Source organism: Streptomyces sp. NPDC014894, assembly GCF_043080985.1.
In the GTDB taxonomy this organism is placed as follows: Bacteria; Actinomycetota; Actinomycetes; order Streptomycetales; family Streptomycetaceae; genus Streptomyces.
Map to the genome: position 1 here is coordinate 385,312 of NZ_JBIBWD010000008.1, position 18,986 is coordinate 404,297.

The 18,986-nt window shown below is 73.3% G+C and carries 14 protein-coding genes; 4 read left to right on the forward strand and 10 right to left on the reverse strand.

Features of this window, described 5'->3' with window-relative positions:
• Positions 1–112: 112 nt before the first annotated feature.
• Positions 113–2,308 carry a germacradienol/geosmin synthase gene (locus tag ACF089_RS21440; protein ID WP_392028790.1) on the forward strand — a complete coding sequence of 732 codons (2,196 nt, stop codon included), beginning with the start codon at positions 113–115 and terminating at the stop codon, positions 2,306–2,308.
• 145 nt (positions 2,309–2,453) lie between these two features.
• Here the strand turns inward: ACF089_RS21440 and ACF089_RS21445 are convergent, their stop codons facing one another.
• From ACF089_RS21445 to ACF089_RS21470, 6 genes are all read right to left on the reverse strand, one after another.
• Positions 2,454–2,954, reverse strand: coding sequence for a hypothetical protein (locus ACF089_RS21445; protein ID WP_392028792.1), 501 nt, complete (start codon positions 2,952–2,954; stop codon positions 2,454–2,456).
• Positions 2,955–3,130: 176 nt separating this feature from the next.
• Positions 3,131–3,373 (reverse strand): DUF397 domain-containing protein, encoded by a 243-nt coding sequence (locus tag ACF089_RS21450; RefSeq protein ID WP_392028794.1) that lies wholly within the window; start codon positions 3,371–3,373, stop codon positions 3,131–3,133.
• Positions 3,374–3,594: 221 nt separating this feature from the next.
• On the reverse strand, positions 3,595–4,761 hold the full coding sequence (locus ACF089_RS21455; RefSeq protein WP_392028796.1) for a thiolase domain-containing protein: 1,167 nt from the start codon (positions 4,759–4,761) through the stop codon (positions 3,595–3,597).
• The gene (locus ACF089_RS21460; protein ID WP_392028945.1) at positions 4,751–5,812 is read right to left on the reverse strand and encodes a thiolase domain-containing protein; all 1,062 of its coding nucleotides are present in this window, start codon (positions 5,810–5,812) and stop codon (positions 4,751–4,753) included. The genes ACF089_RS21455 and ACF089_RS21460 overlap by 11 nt, the downstream gene beginning before the upstream one ends.
• A gap of 62 nt (positions 5,813–5,874) precedes the next feature.
• Positions 5,875–6,834, reverse strand: a complete 960-nt coding sequence (locus ACF089_RS21465) for a Zn-ribbon domain-containing OB-fold protein (protein ID WP_392028797.1) — start codon at positions 6,832–6,834, stop codon at positions 5,875–5,877.
• A 16-nt stretch (positions 6,835–6,850) separates the two neighbouring features.
• Complete coding sequence (locus tag ACF089_RS21470) at positions 6,851–7,672, reverse strand: crotonase/enoyl-CoA hydratase family protein (protein WP_392028799.1); 822 nt, start codon at positions 7,670–7,672, stop codon at positions 6,851–6,853.
• A 169-nt stretch (positions 7,673–7,841) separates the two neighbouring features.
• Here ACF089_RS21470 and ACF089_RS21475 point away from each other — a divergent pair, with 169 nt between their 5' ends.
• Complete coding sequence (locus tag ACF089_RS21475; RefSeq protein ID WP_392028801.1) at positions 7,842–9,455, forward strand: acyl-CoA synthetase; 1,614 nt, start codon at positions 7,842–7,844, stop codon at positions 9,453–9,455.
• Between the two features lie 244 nt (positions 9,456–9,699).
• Here the strand turns inward: ACF089_RS21475 and ACF089_RS21480 are convergent, their stop codons facing one another.
• Positions 9,700–10,998 (reverse strand): alpha/beta fold hydrolase, encoded by a 1,299-nt coding sequence (locus ACF089_RS21480; protein ID WP_392028803.1) that lies wholly within the window; start codon positions 10,996–10,998, stop codon positions 9,700–9,702.
• Positions 10,999–11,172: 174 nt separating this feature from the next.
• Between ACF089_RS21480 and paaK the strand changes: the two genes are divergently transcribed.
• Entirely contained in the window at positions 11,173–12,495 is a 1,323-nt protein-coding gene (gene paaK / locus ACF089_RS21485) for a phenylacetate--CoA ligase PaaK (RefSeq protein WP_392028805.1), read from the forward strand.
• A 179-nt stretch (positions 12,496–12,674) separates the two neighbouring features.
• On the opposite strand, the gene ACF089_RS21490 is transcribed toward paaK, so the two are convergent.
• From ACF089_RS21490 to ACF089_RS21500, 3 genes are all read right to left on the reverse strand, one after another.
• Positions 12,675–13,775, reverse strand: a complete 1,101-nt coding sequence (locus ACF089_RS21490; RefSeq protein ID WP_392028807.1) for a calcium:proton antiporter — start codon at positions 13,773–13,775, stop codon at positions 12,675–12,677.
• A gap of 206 nt (positions 13,776–13,981) precedes the next feature.
• A complete protein-coding gene (locus ACF089_RS21495; protein WP_392028947.1) occupies positions 13,982–15,532 on the reverse strand; it encodes an acyl-CoA synthetase in 1,551 nt (516 codons plus the stop codon).
• A 147-nt stretch (positions 15,533–15,679) separates the two neighbouring features.
• Complete coding sequence (locus ACF089_RS21500) at positions 15,680–16,783, reverse strand: nitronate monooxygenase (RefSeq protein WP_392028949.1); 1,104 nt, start codon at positions 16,781–16,783, stop codon at positions 15,680–15,682.
• A 312-nt stretch (positions 16,784–17,095) separates the two neighbouring features.
• Between ACF089_RS21500 and ACF089_RS21505 the strand changes: the two genes are divergently transcribed.
• On the forward strand, positions 17,096–18,922 hold the full coding sequence (locus tag ACF089_RS21505) for a serine hydrolase (protein ID WP_392028809.1): 1,827 nt from the start codon (positions 17,096–17,098) through the stop codon (positions 18,920–18,922).
• Positions 18,923–18,986 lie beyond the last annotated feature (64 nt).

Sequence of the window (18,986 nt, forward strand, 5' to 3'; positions counted from 1 at the left end):
TGCCCGCAGATTTATATGCTTATATGGCATTTCATGTGTTATGTGTGGGCCAGATGGGGGACGGGTAAAGCTTTTCCGTAGTCGCCGACTTGACCCGAGAGGCATCTCACGCATGGCACAGCCCTTCGTCCTCCCCGACTTCTATGTGCCGCACCCGGCACGCCTGAACCCTCATGTCGCGACGGCCCGTTCCCACACCCGGGAGTGGGCGCGCGGCATGGGCATGCTGGAGGGATCCGGCATCTGGGAGGAGCGGGATCTTGAGGCCCATGACTACGCGCTGCTGTGCGGATACACCCACCCCGACTGCGACGCCGAGACGCTCTCCCTGGTCACCGACTGGTATGTGTGGGTCTTCTTCTTCGACGACCACTTCCTGGAGATCTTCAAACGCACCCAAGACCGTGAGGGCGGGAAGGCCTATCTCGACCGGCTGCCCGCCTTCATGCCGATGGAGCAGGGCGGCCCGACACCGGAGCCGACCAATCCGGTGGAGGCCGGACTCGCCGATCTCTGGGCGCGGACCGTCCCGGCCATGTCGCCCGCGTGGCGCACCCGGTTCGCGGAGTCCACGCGCAATCTCCTCAACGAGTCGCTGTGGGAGCTGTCCAACATCAATGAGGGCCGGGTCGCCAATCCGGTCGAGTACATCGAGATGCGCCGCAAGGTCGGCGGCGCGCCCTGGTCGGCGGGGCTGGTGGAGTACGCGGCGGGGGCCGAGGTCCCCGAGCCGGTGGCCGCCTCCCGTCCGCTGCGCGTGCTCGTGGACGCCTTCTCCGACGCGGTGCATCTGCGCAACGACCTCTTCTCGTACCAACGCGAGGTCGAGGAGGAGGGCGAACTGAGCAACGGCGTCCTGGTCCTGGAGCGCTTTCTCGGCTGTACGACCCAGGAGGCCGCCGAATCCGTCAACGATCTGCTGACCTCGCGCCTCCACCAGTTCGAGAACACCGCCCTGACCGAGGTCCCCGGTCTCTGTCTGGAGAAGGGGCTCACCCCGGCCGAGTGCGCCGCGATCGGGCTCTATGTGAAGGGCCTCCAGGACTGGCAGTCGGGCGGTCATGAGTGGCATCTGCGCTCCAGCCGCTATATGAACGAGGGCCTGGCGGCCGGGCGGCCGCCGACCGGCGCGGCCCTCGGGGGCCTCGGGACCTCCGCGCTCGACATCAGATCGCTGTTCGCGCGGCAGGGGGCCGGCCGGCTGCGCAGCCTCACCCATGTGCCGCATCGGCGGGTCGGCCCCTCGCTGCTGCCCGAGTTCGACCTCCCGTTCCCGCTGACGCTCAGCCCGCACCACCGGGACGCCCATGAGAAGTCCGTCGCCTGGGCGGACCGGATGGGGCTGCTGGGCGACATCTGGGACGGTCCGATGCTGCGCGGCTTCGACCTCGCGCTCTGCTCGGCCGGTCTGGACCCGGACGCCTCTCCGGAGGAGCTGGAGCTGAGCGCGGAGTGGCTCACCTGGGGGACCTACGCCGACGACTACTACCCCGTGGTGTTCGGCCGCCCCCGCAATCTGCTGGGGGCGAAGCTCAGCAACGACCGGCTGAGGGCCTGTATGCCGGTCGAGGATCCCGCCTCCGCGCCGGCGGCGGCGATGAGCCCGCTGGAGCGGTCGCTCGCCGATCTGTGGGCGCGCACCGCCGGCCCCATGAGCCCCGCCGCCCGGCGGGAGCTGCGGACCGCGATCGAGGCGATGCTGGACAGCTGGCTGTGGGAGCTGCACAACCAGGCACAGCACCGGGTCCCGGATCCGGTCGACTATCTGGAGATGCGCCGGACCACCTTCGGTTCGGAGCTGACGATGCTGCTCTCAAAACTGCGCCACGAGGGCGAGCTTCCGGCGGAGCTGCTGCGGCACGGCACCGTCAGGAGCCTGGAGCTGTCGGCCCAGGACTACGCGATCCTCGTCAACGACCTCTTCTCGTACCAGAAAGAGGTGCAGGTCGAGGGCGAGCTGCACAACGCGGTGCTGGTGGTGCAGACGTTCTTCGGCTGTGACTATCCGGCCGCCGTCACCATCGTCGACGATCTCATGCACGGACGGCTGCGGCAGTTCCTCCATGTGAAGGAGCATGAACTGCCGCTGCTGTGCGAGGACTTCCGGCTGAACGAGACCGAGCGGGCCGCGCTCTACGCCTGTGTGCGGGAGATGGAGGACTGGCTCGCGGGGATTCTCAACTGGCACCGGACCGTGCGCCGGTATCGGGCGGAGGATGTGCACCGGGGCGCGGGCACGGCCCGGCTGGGCGGGCCGAGCGGTCTGGGGACGGCCGCGGCGCGGTTCGCGACGATGCTCGCCCGATAGCAGCGGCCGAGGGGAGAGTGCGCGGGCGCCCGGAGGGACCGGCGGGGTCCGCGCGTTCGGTCCGCGCGGCCGGTCGGGGCGTTCGATCCGCGCGGCCGGTCGGGGCGGGGCCCGGAAGGATGACGCCGTTCCGGGCCCGGTCCGCTCAGCCCTGCTGGAAGAGTTCCGCGGGCAGCGGCTTGAGCAGGGCGTAGAGATCGTCGGTGATCGGGCGGTCCCAGCTGGCGATGGTGACCAGCACCTGATCGCTGCGGTCGAACTGGACGCAGGAGATCCGGCTCTCGGAGAGCTTCAGACGGCGCACGATGAGGAGATTGTCGCCCTGCATCACCGGGACGTCCTCGCTGCCGACGACCTCGACGGGCTCGTCGTTCTCCAGGGCCAGCAGCAGCTGGCCCACCTCGAAGGGGACCTCTCCCTCTTCCAGCTCGCGGGCCGGGGAGCCCTCCGGGAGATTGCCGATGATCATCGCGGGGCCGCGTCCGCCGAAGAGGTCGTACCGCAGAAAGACACCCTGGCAGGTGCCGTCGGGCGCGGGCAGGAGCCCCGCGCCGAGATTGCCGGGCCAGTCCCCCGGGTCCATGGCCAGGACGTCGAAGTCCGGGCCCGCGGGTGTGGCGGCGCTGCGGCGGCGGAGGAAGGACATACCGCCATGGTACGTGGCCTGGGACACCCGGCCGACCGGGGGCCGGGGGTGCGCGGGGCCGGCGGGAGTCTTCGCCGGGCGGCCCCGGCCCGCTCGTCCCGGGCGGTTCCGGACTCGGCACCCGGGCGGTTCGGCCGGGCGGCGGCCCACCGGTCCCGGGTGCGTCCGGAGCGCCGTCAGGTGAGGTCGAACTCTCCCCCGCGGGCGTTCAGCACGAACGCCCGCCACTCGGCCGGGGAGAAGATCAGCGAGGGGCTCTCGGGCCGGCCGCCGTTGCGCATGGCGATGAAGCCCTCCACAAAGGCGATCTGAACGTCTCCCGCCCCCTGACTGCCCGACTGCCAGTCGGCGTTGCTGAGGTCGAGTTCGGGTTTGTCCCAGCCCGAAAACACCTGCGTGGTGGTGGTGCTCTCGCCCACGTCCGTGCTCCTCCCGCGTTGACTCGGGCCACAGCCTAGCGATCGGCCCCCGTCCCGCACAGGCCACGGACCGGCCCGGACGGGTGGCGTCCGAATCGGCGGGTCCATCGGATCCGTCGGGGCGGCGGGCCGGGGGCGGCGGATCGGGCGGACGGCGGGCCCGGGTGGTCCGACGGGATGGCGGGCCCGGCGGATCAGGCGGATCCGGCGGATCCGGGACATCAGGTGGCGGGCGGCTCCGATCCGACCAGCCACATGGCGAAGAACTGCGAACCGCCGCCGTAGGCGTGCCCCAGCGCCCTGCGCGCTCCGTCGATCTGGTGCTCGCCCGCCTGCCCGCGCACCTGGAGGGCGGCCTCCGCGAAACGGATCATGCCGGAGGCCCCGATGGGGTTGGTGGAGAGCACCCCGCCCGACGGATTGACGGGCAGCTCTCCGTCCCGTTCGGTGACCCCGGCCTCGGTGAGCCGCCAGCCCTCCCCCTCGGCGGCGAGGCCCAGGTTCTCCAGCCACATCGGCTCGTACCAGGAGAAGGGGACGTACATCTCCACCACGTCGATCTCCCGGCGCGGGTCGGCGATCCCGGCCTGCCGGTAGACCTCGGCGGCGCACTCGCGCCCGGCGCGCGGGGAGACGGAGTCCTTCCCGGCGAAGAGCGTGGGTTCGCTGCGCATCGCCCCGCCGTGCATCCAGGCGGGGGACCGGGGCGAGCGGGCCGCCCCCGCCCGTCCGGTGAGGACCATCGCGCACGCGCCGTCCGAGGACGGGCAGGTCTCCGAGTAGCGGATCGGGTCCCACAGCATCGGGGACGCCCGGACCTTCTCCAGGGTGATGCCGTGCTCGTGGAGATGGGCGTACGGGTTCTTGAGGGCGTTGCGCCGGTCCTTGTAGGCGACGAGGGAGCCGACCGTGTCCGGCGCGCCGGAGCGTCGTATGTAGGCGCGGATGTGCGGGGCGAAGAATCCGCCCGCGCCCGCCAGCAGCGGCTGCTGGAAGGGGACCGGCAGGGACAGACCCCACATGGCGTTGGATTCGGACTGTTTCTCGAAGGCGACCGCGAGCACCGTGGGGTGGACCCGGGCCTTCACCAGGTCGGCGGCGACCAGCGCGGTGGAGCCGCCGACCGAGCCGGCGGTGTGCACGCGCAGCATCGGTTTGCCCACCGCGCCGAGGGCGTCGGCGAGATACAGCTCGGGCATCATCACCCCCTCGAAGAAGTCGGGGGCCTTGCCGATGACGACGGCGTCGATGTCCGCCCAGGTCAGCTCGGCGTCGTCCAGGGCCCGCCGGGCCGCCTCCCGGACGAGTCCGGCGAGGGAGACGTCGCGGCGGGCGGCGGCGTGCCGGCTCTGGCCGATGCCGACGACGGCCACGGGCTCAGCGTTCATCGCTCTCCCCCTCCAGGACGGCGACCAGGTTCTGCTGGAGGCAGGGCCCGGAGGTGGCGTGGGCGAGGGCCCGGTCGGACGCGCCTCGGTGGATGCGGGCGGCGGCCTCGCCGAGGCGGACGAGCCCGGCGGCCATCATCGGATTGTCGGCGAGCGCGCCGCCGGACGGATTGACCCTCACCCTGGAGTCGAGGGTGAGGGCTCGGCGCAGGACGACCTCCTGGGAGGCGAAGGGGGCGTGGAGTTCGGCGGTGTCGAGGGGCCGGTCGAAGGCTCCGGCGCGCCGGGCGGCGAGCCGGGTCGAGGGCGAGTCGGTCAGATCGCGTACGCCGAGGCCGTGGGCCTCGATCCGGTGGTCCATGCCCCGGATCCAGGCCGGGCGTTCGCACAGGTCACGGGCTCGGTCCCCGGCGGCGAGGACCACGGCGGCCGCGCCGTCGCCGACCGGCGGGCAGTCGCCGGCCCGCAGCGGACGGACGATGTACTCGCCGTGCTCCCGCTGTTCGAGTCCGGCGTCGGCACGGCTGCGCGCGCCGATCGCGGCGAGTTCGGCCTCGTCGGTCCGGCCGTCGTCGATCAGGGTCTGTGCCTGGAGGGCGGCGAGCGACACGGAGTCGGGCCAGAGCGGCGCGGTGTAGTACGGGTCGAGCTGCCGGCTGAGGACGTCCCGCAGCCGGCCCGCCGAGGATGTGCCGTACGCGTACACGAGCGCGGTGTCCGCCGCGCCGGTGAGGATTTTCACCCAGGCCTCGTACAGCGCCCACGCGCCGTCCGTCTCCACATGGGACTCGGAGATCGGCGGCCAGGCTCCGACGCCGTCCAGGGCCATGGTGAAGGAGAAGGCCCGGCCCGCGAGGTAGTCGGAGGAGCCCGAGCAGGTGAAGTCCATGTCGCCGGTCCGCAGACCGGTCCGCGCCAGCACCTCGTGGAGGACCGGCATCAGCGTCTCGACCTCGGACAGCTCCTCCGCGCCGGGCCGGGTGGCGCTCCGCGCGTAGGCGACGATCGCGACCCGGCGGGCGGGGGTCTGGGTCTGCGGGGCGGACGGCACGGTCTGCGGGGCGGACGGCGGGGTCCGGCGAGCGGGGGGCCGGGTCTGCCGGGCGGGGGGCGTCACAGCAGCTCCTTGTAGGTGTCGTAGGCGGCGTCGGGCTCGCCGGTGGGCCGGTAGTGGTCGGGGTGGCCGCCGCCCGGACCCCACACCGGTTCCACCCTCAGCCCCATCCGGACCCGGTCGTACGGGATGCCCGCGATCCGGCCGTGGAGGGCGAGGTCGGCGCCGTCGAGGGCGATGTGGGCGTAGACGTAGGGCACCTCGATGTCCAGGTTCCTGGCCTTGATGTTGACCACGCAGTACGTGGTGACCGTGCCGCGCGGGCCGACCCGAACCTGTTCGGCGGTGGCGACGCCGCAGGTGGGACAGGCTCCCCGGGGCGGGACGTACACCTTGCGGCAGGACGGGCAGCGTTCGCCGACGATCCGGTGCTCGGCGAGGGCGGCGAGATGGGCCCCCTGGGCGCGGCCGGGGGTGTGGACGTAGTCGAGCCGGGCGGGGGCGGCGATGGCGGTGACGGGGTCGGCGAAGCGGCCGGTGTGCGCGCTCGCCCGCCGGTCCGGGGCGCTGTCGAAGGGCTCGAAGCAGGCGATGTCGGTGATGGCTCCGACCCGCCGGGACGCCCAGCGGATCCGGACGCGCAGCCCGGTGCGGACCGCGTCGGGTCCGGGCGTGTCGGGTCCCGGGGCGTCGAGCGCGTGCAGAAGCGAGGTGTCGGCCCCGTCCAGACGTATCAGCGCCCAGGCGAAGGGGCTGGTCAGCGGCTGGCCCCGGCGCGGGGAGGGGTTCCAGGCCCAGGCGGTGACGGTACCGGTGGCGGCGACCTCGGCCAGTTCGCGGAGTTCGCCGGCGGTGACGGGGTCGTACTCGACGGGCGGCACCAGCACCCGGCCGTCGGCGGTGCGCACACCGAGGACGGTGCGTTCGCGCAGCCCGGTGAGGAAGGCGCTCTGGACGGGTCCGAGGGAGCGGGTGAAGGGGAACTCCACCACCAGGGGGGCGCGGAGCGGTCGGGGCATCCGGATCACTCCTCGGTCAGGCGCGCCGGTAGACGGGGTCGCGTTTCTCGGCGAAGGCGCGGGCGCCCTCGCGGGCGTCCTCGGTGGCGAGGACGGGCCATCCCCGGGCGAGTTCGGCGGCGAGCCCCTCGGACTCGGTCAGCTCGGCGCTCTCGTACACCGAGGCTTTGACGGCTTCGACGGCGAGCGGGCCGCAGGCGTTGATCCGTTCGGCGAGGGCGAGCGCCCGGTCCAGGGCCGTGCCGTCGGGGACGACATGGCCGATGAGACCGATCCGCAGGGCCTCTTCGGCGGTGTAGGAACGGCCGGTGAGCAGCATCTCCAGGGCGTGGGTGCGCGGGATCTGGCGCGGCAGCCGGACGGTGGAGCCGCCGATGGGGAAGAGTCCGCGTCTGACCTCGAAGAGGCCGAAGACGGCGCTCTCGCCCGCGACGCGGATGTCGGTGCCCTGGAGGATCTCGGCGCCGCCCGCGACGCAGGGGCCCTCGACGGCGGCGACGACCGGTTTGCGGGGGCGGTGGTGGCGCAGCATGGCCTTCCAGTGGAGGTCGGGGTCGGCCGTGAGCCGGTCGCGGTGGGGGTGTTCCGCGAAGCCGTCGCCGGCGAGGGCCTTGAGGTCCATTCCGGCGCAGAACGCGCCTCCCGCGCCGGTGAGGACGACGGAGCGGATCGCGTCGTCCGCGTCGGCCTCCAGCCAGCCGTCGTAGAGGCCGACCAGCATCGGCGGCGAGAGCGCGTTCTTCGCCTCGGGCCGGTTGAGGGTGAGCACCAGGGTCGCGCCCTCGCGGTGTGCGGTGAGGTGCTCGGCGCCGCCGCGCGGTGTCGGGTGTGCTGCCATGTGCGGGCCTCCCGTTGCCAGAGACAGAACAGGTTGCAGGAGCGGCGGGCGCAGTTCAATAGCTTTCTGACAGACAGTCAGTTTTCTTCCTCCACCCCCCTTCACAGTTGTGGTCCCGGGCGCTCTAATGACCGCCGGAGCCGGGATGCGCCCGCGGTCAGGAGGAGCGGTGGAGTACAACCTTGCCGACCTTTTCGAATCGGTCGTGGATGTGGTCCCCGACCGTGAGGCGCTGGTCTTCGCCGGTCGTGCGGGGACGGGCGAGGAGCGCCGGCTGACCTACGCGGAGCTGGACGCGGCCGCCAACCGGGTCGCCCACCATCTGACCGGCGCGGGGATCGGGCCCGGCGAGCACCTCGGGCTGCATTTGTGCAATGGGATCGAGTATCTGCAGACCCTCCTCGGCTGCCTGAAGGCGCGGATCGTGCCGGTGAACGTCAACTACCGCTATGTGGAGGAGGAGCTGGTCCATCTCTACCGCGACGCCGATCTCGCGGCGCTGGTCTTCGACGCCGAGTTCGGCGGGCGGGTCGCCGCCGCCGCGCCGAGGGCGCCGGGGCTGCGGCATCTGGTGCGGGTGGGGGCCGCTTCCCCGGACGCGCCGGGCCCGGCGGCCGTCGCCTTCGACGACGCGGTGGCCGCCGCCCCGTCCGGGCGCGGCTTCGGCCCCCGGTCGGCCGACGATCTCTTCATCATCTACACCGGCGGCACCACGGGGATGCCGAAGGGAGTCATGTGGCGGCAGGAGGATCTGTTCTTCTCGGGGCTCGGCGGCGGCGCGCCGACCGGTGAGCCGGTCTCCTCGCCCGGGGAACTGGCCCGGCGGGTCGCGGCGGGCGGCGACGGGATCACGTTCTTCCCCACCGCCCCGCTGATGCACGGCACATCGACGCTGACCGCGTTCATCGCCTTCAACTTCGGCCAGCGGGTGGTGCTGCGGCGCGGATTCGCGCCCGAGGAGGTGCTTCGGACCGTCGAGAGGGAACGGGTCACCAGCGTGTCGCTGGTCGGGGACGCGATGCTGCGCCCGCTGATCGACGCGCTGGGCGGGCCGCTGAAGGGCATCGATCTCTCCGCCCTGTTCAGTGTGTCCTCGTCCGGCGCGATTCTGTCGGAGACGGTGCGGGCGCAGTTCGCGGCGCTGGCGCCCGGGGTGGTGCTGCTGAACAACTTCGGATCGTCGGAGTCCGGTTTCAACGGCACCGCGACCGAGGATTCGAGCCCGGAGCGGGGTTTCCGGCTGCGGGTGAACGCCCGTACGACGGTGGTCGACCCGGTGACGTACGAGCCGGTCGCCGCCGGCGCGGTGGGCCGGATCGCGCAGCGCGGGCAGGTACCGCTGGGGTACTACAACGATCCTCGGGCGACCGCCGAGACGTTCTTCCGGCGCGGGGAGGAGCGCTGGGTGCTGCTGGGGGACATGGCGACGGTGGATCGCGAGGGCGTCGTCACCGTCCTGGGCCGGGGCTCGCAGTGCATCAACACCGGCGGCGAGAAGGTGTATCCGGAGGAGGTGGAGCAGGCCCTCAAGGCCCATCCGGATGTGTACGACGCGCTGGTGGCGGGGGCTCCGGACGACCGGTGGGGCCAGCGGGTGGCGGCCGTGGTGCAGATGCGCGAGGGCGCCGGCGCCCCGAGTCTGGAGGAGATCCAGGCGCACTGCCGGACCCGGCTCGCCGGGTACAAGATCCCGCGCCGGCTGGTGGTCGCGCCGGAGATCCGGCGCTCGCCGAGCGGCAAGGCGGACTACCGCTGGGCGCGGGCGCTGGTGAGCGGGTCCTGAGCCCGGGTCCGACGGGGCGGGCAGGGCCGGTGCTCCGGCGGGTCCGGTGGGTCGGCGGGTCCGGTGGGTCGGCGGGTCCGGTGCTCCGGCGGGTCCGGTGGGCCCGGCGCGTGGTGGCCCGGGCCTGGCCGGTCGGGCCTGGCGGATCGGGCCTGGCGGGGCGGTCGGGGCGGCCGGGTCCCGGGCGGCGGCGGGCGGTCCGGCGGGGGCGGCCGGGATCGGGCCGCCCGGGCCCGGGGGCCTCTCAGATGCCGAACTCCCGCAGAGCGGCGAGAAACTCCTCCGGCCGTGTCTCATGGACCAGATGGCCCGCGTCGATGGTCACCATCCGCGCGCCGGGGATGCGCTCGGCCAGACGCGCCAGCCGGTCCTGGCGGACATGGCTCCGGGGACCGCCGCCGATGACCAGGGTCGGCGCCTCGATGGCGGCCAGGCCCTCGCTCCAGGCCGGATCGGGAGCGTTCAGCTCGGCGTCGATGCTCGGCACCACCGGCCAGTCGAAGTCGAGCACCCCCTCCGCCCGCAGGGCCGGCGGGCGCGGCGGATCGAGCGGGAACGGCGGCGGCGGGTCCTCGATGACGAGCCGGTCCACCAGCTCGGGCTCCTCCGCCGCGAGCAGATACGCGGCCGCCCCGCCCATGGAGTGGCCGACGACGTCGACGCTGTCCAGGCCGAGCCCCCGGATGAACGCGCTCAGCTCGTTGCGGAGCCGTTCGAAGCCGTACGCGCCGGGCCAGTCGCTGAGGCCGTGTCCGCCGAAGTCCGGGGCGTACACCCGCCGGGTCGCCGCGAGCCGCTCGGCGATCACGGTCCAGTCCGCCCCGCTGCCGCCCCGGCCGTGGGCGAGGACGACGGGCGGTGCGGACTCGTCGCCCCAGGCCCGGTAGGCGAGCCGGACGCCGTCGGCGTCCAGGCCGAGGATGTCCGGGGCGAGAAAGGCGCGGACGGTACGGACGAACGCGCCGGGGTCGTCCAGCCAGGGGTGGTGCGCCGCCCCGTCGGGCTCGTACGGGAAGAGCGCGGCCAGTTCGGCGGCGCGGGCTGGTCGCGGGCCGTTGTCCCGGGGCGTGGAGAGGACCAGCACCGGCGCGTCGAGCCGGGCGAGCGCCGTCCGGATGACGGCGGGGTCGAAATGCCCGTCCGGCTCCGGCGCGAACTCCTCGCCGCCGCCCCGGGCGCCGGGGGCGATGAGGGTCAGCGAGCGCACCCGCAGGGGGTGCCGGGCGGCGTAGAGGGTGGCGAGATTGCCGGACGCCGAGTGGGCGAGCAGATGCACCCGGTCCAGGCTGAGGTGCTCGCGGAGCGCCTCGATGTCGTCGGTCTGCCGGTCCCAGCGGCGGGTGGCGGGATCGACCGGTTCCGCCGAGCCGCCGGTGCCGCGCAGATCGAGCAGGACCAGCCGGTGGTGGGCGTCGAGGCCGCCGAGCGTTCCGTAGTAGGCGGCGGCGCGCGTGGGGCCGCCCGGCAGGCAGATCAGAGGTTCGCCCGCTCCCTTCAGGTGGTAGGCGAGTTCCGTCCCGTCGTATGCGGTGAACTTCGGCATGTGCTGAACGTTGCCCGTCCGGGGCGGCCGGTGCAATGGCCCCCGCCCACGGCGCGGCGGCCGGAATCCGTCCCGGCCCCGCCTCTTGCCTTCGTGCCGGGCGGGCTGACTTACTGATCTGCGGAACTCACGACCGAACGACCGGTCTGTCGACAGGGGACGGGAGCGACCTCGATGACGAAGCCGCCGGACGCCGGGAAGCCGGACGCCGGGAAGCCGGACGCCGGAGAGCTGCTGAGCCGCGCGGAGCTGGAGGCGCTCCAGCTGCGGCGGCTGCGGGCGACGCTCCGCCACGCGTACGACAATGTCGACTTCCACCGCGCGTCCTTCGACACGGCGGGGGTGCTTCCGGAGGACTGCCGTACGCTCGCGGACCTCGCCCGGTTCCCGCTCACCGCCAAGTCGGATCTACGGGACCACTACCCGTTCGGCATGTTCGCCGTTCCGCAGTCCGAGGTGCGGCGCGTCCACGCCTCCAGCGGCACCACCGGGCGGCCGACGGTGGTCGGCTACACCCAGCGTGATCTGGACATGTGGGCCGATGTGATGGCCCGCTCGATCCGCGCGGCGGGCGGGCGGCCAGGCGACAAGGTCCATGTGGGTTACGGATACGGGCTGTTCACCGGCGGGCTCGGGGCTCACTACGGGGCCGAGCGGCTCGGCTGCACGGTGATTCCGGCGTCCGGCGGCATGACCGAGCGGCAGGTGCGGCTGATCCAGGACTTCCGTCCCGACGTCATCATGGTGACGCCCTCGTACATGCTCACCCTGCTCGACGAGTTCGAGCGGCAGGGCGTCGATCCCCGGACCACCTCGCTCAGGGTCGGCGTCTTCGGGGCGGAGCCCTGGTCTCGGGAGATGCGGCGGGAGATCGAGGAGCGGTTCGCGCTCGACGCGGTGGACATATACGGGCTCTCGGAGGTGATCGGCCCGGGAGTCGCGCAGGAGTGCGTGGAGACCAAGGACGGCCTTCACGTCTGGGAGGACCACTTCTTTCCGGAAGTGATCGATCCGGTCACCGGCGAGGTGCTGCCCGACGGGGAGCGGGGCGAACTGGTCTTCAGCTCGCTGACCAAGGAGGCCATGCCCGTGATCCGCTACCGGACCGGGGACCTCACCCGGCTGCTGCCGGGCACCGCCCGGGTCTTCCGCAGGATGGAGCGGGTCACCGGGCGCAGCGACGACATGATCATCCTGCGGGGCGTCAATCTCTTCCCGACTCAGATCGAGGAGATCGTGCTCCGTACGCCGGACGTCGCCCCGCACTTCCAGCTGCGGCTGACCCGCCCGGGCCGGCTGGATCTGCTGACGGTACGGGCGGAGGCGCGGCCGGAGGCGACCGCCGGGCAGCGCGCGGCGGCGGCGCGGCGGATCGCGGCCGCCGTGAAGGAGGGCGTCGGGGTGTCGGTGGAGGTGGAGATGGTGGACCCTCAGACGCTGGAACGGTCCTCGGGCAAGCTCCGGCGAGTGGTGGATCTGCGGCCGGGTGCGGTCTGAGGGGCTGGTGCTGTGAGGGCTGGGGGCTTCGAGGGCCAGGGCCGAGGGGGGGCAGGTGGCGGGCCGGGGCGGCTCAGGAGGAGCGCGGGGCGGTGGCGCGGCGGGGTGGGGCGGGGCCGGGAGCTGTGGGCCCGGAGCGGGGTCGGGGCCTGTGGTCAAGGCTGTCGTCAGGGGCGGGGTCAGGGGCTGAAGGAGAGGAACACGAAGACGGCGAAGAGCACCAGATGAACCCCGCCCTGGAGCAGGGTCGCCCGCCCCGGCACCACCGTCAGGGCGCTCACCAGCGCCGTCAGGGCGAGCAGCACCATATGGGTGGCGTCCACGCCGAGCACCAGGGGGCCCGGCAGCCAGATCGAGGCGAGGGCGATGGCGGGGATGGTGAGGCCGATGCTGGCGATGGCGGAGCCGTACGCCAGATTGAGGCTGGTCTGCATCCGGTTCCGGCGGGCGGCGCGGACCGCCGCGAGGGTCTCAGGGAGGAGGACGAGCAGGGCGATGACCACACCGACGACGGTGGTGGGCAGTCCGGCGGAGTCCACGCCCTCCTCGATGGCCGGGGAGACCAGTTTGGCGTTGCCGACGACGGCGACGAGCGCCACCAGCAGCAGGCCGACGCTCCACCAGGTCTCGCGGTCGCTCGGCGGCGGGGCGTGCTCGTCGGGATCGATGTCGCCCCCGGTCGCGCTCACCGGGAGGAAGTAGTCGCGGTGGCGTACGGTCTGGACGCCGACGAAGAGCCCGTACAGACAGAGCGAGGCGGCGGCCGCGAACGCCAGCTGGTCCCCGGTGAACTCCGGTCCGGCGTGGCCCGTGGTGAAGGCGGGCACGACGAGGGTCATGGTGGCCAGCGTGCAGACGGTCGCGAGCGCGCCGCCCGAGCCTTCGGCGTTGAAGATCGCGACCCGGTTGCGCAAGGCGCCGACCAGTACGGAGATGCCCACGATGCCATTGCAGGTGATCATGACGGCGGCGAAGACGGTGTCCCGGGCGTAGGTGGACGCCTTCGCCCCGCCGCCCGCCATCAGGGTGACGATGAGCCCGACCTCGATGACGGTCACGGCGACCGCGAGCACCAGGGAGCCGAAGGGTTCGCCGACCCGGTGGGCGACCACCTCCGCGTGGTGCACGGCGGCGAGGACGGCCCCGATGAGGCAGAGTCCGACGAGGGCGACGGCGACTCCGGAGAGGTCGCGGCCCCAGGCGAGGATGAGGGCGAGCACCGCGACGAGCGGGATCCAGGTCGTCCACTGCGGTCTGAGCTGTGCCGCGCCGGTCGTCATGCCCGCCACGCTGCCAGCAGCCGGTGCGGCGCGCGCGGGATGCTGCGCCAACGGGTTGACGGGCCCGGCCCGGGGATCACGGCTCTCCCGGGGCGGGTCCGGGCGGGGCGGCTCGCCGCCGGGTTGGACCGGGCGGACCGGCGCGGGACTACCGGCTGGGCGGGCGCGGGCGGGGGCACGGAGGCGGGGCGAGCGCGGGCGGATCGTCACATCGGGCGCTCATGGCCCTCCCAGTAGGGCGCGCGCAGCCGGCGCTTGTAGAGCTTGCCGTTGGGGTCGCGGGGCATGGCGGTGACGAAGTCCACGCTCCTGGGCCGTTTGAACCCCGCGAGCAGGCGCTCGCAGTGGGCGAGGATCCCGGCCGCGAGGGCGTCGTCGGGCGGGTGGCCGTCCGCCGGTTCCACGACCGCCTTGACCTCCTCTCCCCGGTCCGTGTGCGGAACGCCGAAGACCGCCGCGTCCGCCACGGCGGGGTGGGTGAGCAGGGCCGCCTCGATCTCGGCGGGGTAGATGTTCACTCCGCCCGAGATGATCATGTCGATCTTGCGGTCGCGGAGGTAGAGATAGCCGTCCTCGTCGAGAACTCCGAGGTCGCCGACGGTGAAGAAGTCGCCGATGCGGTCGCGCCGGGTCTTGGCCTCGTCCTGGTGGTAGCGGAAGCCCGCGCCGCCCATGCGCAGATAGACGGTGCCCGCTTCGCCCGGCGGGAGTCTGACGCCGTCGTCGTCGAAGATCGCGATCTCACTGATGGGCCAGGCCCTGCCGACGGTCCCGGGCCGCCGCAGCCACTCCTCGGCGGTCGCGGACGTGCCGCCGCCCTCACTGGCCGCGTAGTACTCCTCCACACAGCCGCCCCACCACTCGATCATCGCCCGTTTGACCGGCGCGGGGCAGGGGGCCGCGCCGTGGACCGCGTGCCGCATCGAGGAGACGTCGTATCGCGCCTTCACCTCCTCGGGCAGCGCGAGCAGCCGGTGGAACTGCGTCGGCACCATATGGGTGTGGGTGCAGCGGTGGGCGTCGACGAGACGGAGCATCTCCTCGGGCGTCCAGCGGTCCATCAGCACCAGCGGGTGCCCGATGTGCAGGGCCGCCGCCGCGAACTGCAGCACGGCGGTGTGGTAGAGCGGTGAGCAGACCAGATGGACATGGCCGCCGAAGGGCCGGATGCCGAAGAAGCCGAGGAAGCCGCCGAGGTGGACCTCCTCGGGAGGTTTCCCGGGCAGCGGGCGGCGGACGCCGCGCGGCCGTCCGGTGGTGCCCGAGGTGTAGTTCATGACCCCGCCCAGGGTGCGGTCGGCGGGCGGCGCGCCGGACCGGCCGGCGAGGAGGTCGGCGTACGGGCGGAATCCGGCGACCGCGCCGACGGCGAAGCGGCGGTCGGCGGGCAGGGCGGCCGCGTCGGCGGCCGCGGTCGCCGGCCGCGCGAACCGTTCGTGGGCGATGAGGACTCGCGCGCCGGAGTCGGCGACGATCCAGGCGATCTCGGGGCCGAGGAGATGGTGGTTGACGGGGACGAGATAGAACCCGGCCTGGGCGGCGGCGAGGTGGGCGGTGAGGAACTCGACGCCGTTGGGCAGTACGGCGGCGACGGCGTCGCCTCGTTCGAGCCCTGCCGCGCGCAGGCCGTGGACCAGTTGGTTCGCGGCGGTGTGCAGCTCCTGGGCGGTCCATCGCTCGCCGTCGGGAGCGGTGAGGACAGTGCGCCCGGGGTCCGCCGCGGCCTGCGCCCAGAAGCCGTTCGGACCGTCCGTCACGGCCGGTGCGCTGTCGTCGTTCGAGCCGCCCTTCGGCGCCTGGGCGCTGCGGCCGTTCGGGCCGGCGGTCGTCGCCGGTGTCCTGTCCTCGTTCGGACCGCCGGTCGCGGCCCGGGTTCCGACGTCTTCGGGGCCGTCGCTCATCGGTCAGCCCCTTCCCGCGATGCGGTTGATCCGGTCGACGGCGCGTTCGAAACCGCGGGTGAGATCGTCCACGACTGCCTGGACGCTCCGCTCGGAGGTCATCCGGCCGACGATCTGGCCGACGGGAGTGCCCAGCAGCGGGACCACCTCGTGCTTCTGGATGCGGGAGACGGCCTCGGCGACCAGCAGCCCCTGGAGCGGCATGGGGAGCGGGCCGGGGCTCTCGGGGCCGTCCCAGGCGTCGGTCCACTCGGTGCGCAGCTGGCGGGCCGGCTTTCCGGTCAGGGCGCGGGAGCGGACGGTGTCGCCGGAGCCCGCGGCAAGGAGTTTGGCGGTGAGCGCGCGCGAGTGGAGTTCGGCCTCCGTGGTGGTGAGCCAGAGGGAGCCGAGCCAGACGCCCTGGGCTCCGAGGGCGAGCGCGGCGGCGATCTGCTCCCCGCTGCCGATGCCGCCCGCGGACAGGACGGGCAGCGGGGCGACGGCCTCGACCACCTCGGGGGTGAGCACCATGGAGGCGATCTCACCCGTATGGCCGCCGGCCTCGTAGCCCTGGGCGACCACGATGTCGATTCCGGCGTCGGCGTGGCGGCGGGCGTGGCGGGCGCTCCCGGCGAGCGCGGCGACCCGGACGCCGTGGTCGTGGGCGCGGGCGACGACGTCCTCGGGCGGTGGGCCGAGGGCGTTGGCGAGCAGGGCGATGGGGTGGTCGAAGGCGGCGTCCAGCTGGGCTCGGGCGACCTGCTCCAGCCAGCCGGTGATCCGCCAGCCGGAGCCCTCGCCCTCGGCGAGTTCGGGGACGCCGTGCCGGGCGAGGGTGTCCCGGACGTACTTCCGGTGCCCCTCGGGGATCATCGCCTCGATCTCGGCCTCCGTCGCGCCCGCCGCCCTGCGGGCGGGCATGACGACATCGAGGCCGTACGGCTTTCCTTCGGTGTGCCGCTCCATCAGGTCGAGATCGCGCCGCAGCGCGTCGGGGTCGGTGTAGCGCACGGCCCCCAGGACGCCCAGGCCGCCGGCGCGGGTGAGGGCGGCGGCGACCGCGGGGAACGGCGTGAAGCCGAAGATGGCGTGCTCGATCCCCAGGGCTCTGCTCAGCTCCGTCTCCATGGGCGGCAGGATGCCGCAGCCGGGCGAACGGGGGAAGAGCTTTTCTGATGCCACGTCAGATCTCATGGGGCCGACCAGGGGCACGGAACGGCCGTCGGGACGGGGGCCGGTACGCGGAAGCGGCCCGTGGAACGGCCGGTCGGACCGGATCGGCGGCTCGGGAGGGATGTGCGGGGCGGCCGTACGGGGTCGTCGCGCCCGGGGCGGACGCCGGCTTCCCGGCGTGGGACGGTTGACGGCTTCCCGCCCCGGGAAGAAAGGTTCCCTTGCTGTTCGAGGCCCCGAAGGACGATTCTCAGGAGTGGGTGGCGCATGTCGGAGGACGCGACAGGAAGCGGGATCAGCAGGCGGAGGCTGGGGAGCGGTGTACTGGCGCTCGGTGGGGCGCTCGCGCTGACGCCGATCCCGTTCGCGGAGGCCGCCGGCGGCGGGGGCGGGCCGTCCGCGGCCGGGAACCCGGCGGCAGCGGCCGACGGCGGCCGTGGGCGGCGGGTGCTCCGGCACGGCACCCCGGAGCGCGCGGGTCTGCTCCGGGAGCCGCTGGACCGGCTCGTCGCCGACGCGGAGAGGTTTCTCGGCCCCTCCCCCCAACACCCCTGGTACGCGGGCGCGGTGCTGCTCGCCGGGCGCGGCGCCACGGTCGCCCTGCACAGGCCGATCGGCAAGGCGGTGCGCTACTCCTCGTACGACGAGAAGACCGACACGGCGGTCGAATTCCCCGCGGACCGGCAGATCCCGATGGCCGAGGACACCGTCTTCGACCTCGCCTCCGTGTCCAAGCTCTTCACCTCGATCCTGGCGGTGCAGCAGATCGAGCGCGGCGCGCTGGAGCTGGAGTCCCCGGTCGCCCGCCACCTCCCGGAGTTCGGCGGCGCGGGCAAGGCGGAGATCACCGTGCGGCAATTGCTGACCCACACCTCGGGGCTGCGCTCCTGGATCCCGCTGTACACCGAGCCCACCCACGAGGGCCGGCTGCGGATGCTGTGGAACGAGTCCCCGACCGCGCCGCCGGGGAGCCGGTACCTCTACTCGGACCTGAATCTGATCTCGCTTCAGCTGATCCTGGAGAAGATCACCGGCCGCCCGCTGGACACACTGCTCCACGACGAGATCACCGCTCCGCTCGGCATGCGCCGCACCCGGTTCAACCCGCCCGCCTCCTGGCGGCCGGACATCGCCGCGACCGAAGTGGCCAGACCGCCGTGGTCGGGTCTCGACCGCGGGCTGGTCTGGGGCGAGGTGCACGACGAGAACGCCTTCGCGTTCGGCGGCGTCGCAGGCCACGCCGGGGTGTTCTCCCGCGCCTGGGACCTCGCCGTCCTCGCCCGCGCCCTCCTCGACGGCGGGGTGTACGACGGGGTCCGCATTCTGCGCCCCGAGTCCGTGGAGCTGATGTTCACCGACTTCAACACCGCCTTCCCCGGCGACGAGCACGGGCTCGGCTTCGAGCTGTACCAGCACTGGTACATGGGCGCCATGGCCACCCCGCGCACCGCGGGCCACACCGGATTCACCGGGACCAGCCTGGTGCTCGATCCGGGCAGCGACACCTTCCTGATCGTCCTCGGCAACTCCGTGCACCCCGTCCGCTCCTGGCGCTCCGGCAGCGTGCCCCGGGCGGCGGCCGCCAACCATCTGGCCCGCGCCGTCGCCGTACGCCCCGAGCGGGGGCGCGCCGCCTGGTTCTCGGGGACGGCCGCGTCCGCCTCCGCGACCCTCGTACTGCCCGCGCTCGACATCCGTTCCCGGCGGGCCCGGCTGCGCTGCTCGCTGTGGTGGGACACCGAACCCGCGGCCGACGGGCTCTTCCTGGAAGGCTCCCGGGACGGCGGGGCGAGCTGGAGCGCGGTGCCGTTCGCCACCGTACGGCCGGGCGGGGAGGAGGCCGCTCACCCATCGGGGTCGGTGACCGGCTGGTCCGGGCGGGTCTGGCACCGGCTCACGGCGGATCTGTCCCCGTGGCGCGGCGCGGAGGTGCGGCTGCGCTGGCGGTACACCACTGACCGGCTGCACTCGGGCCGGGGCGTGTACGTGGACGCGATCCGGGTCGAGGACGGCGGGCGCGCGGTCTTCGACGAGTCCCGGCCCCGGGACGCCGCCCGGATCGAGGCGGCTGGCTGGACGGCGTCCCGCGACTGACAGGCGGACCGCACCGATCCAGGCCCAAAGACGTCGGCAGCGGCCCGGGGCCCGGGACGGACGA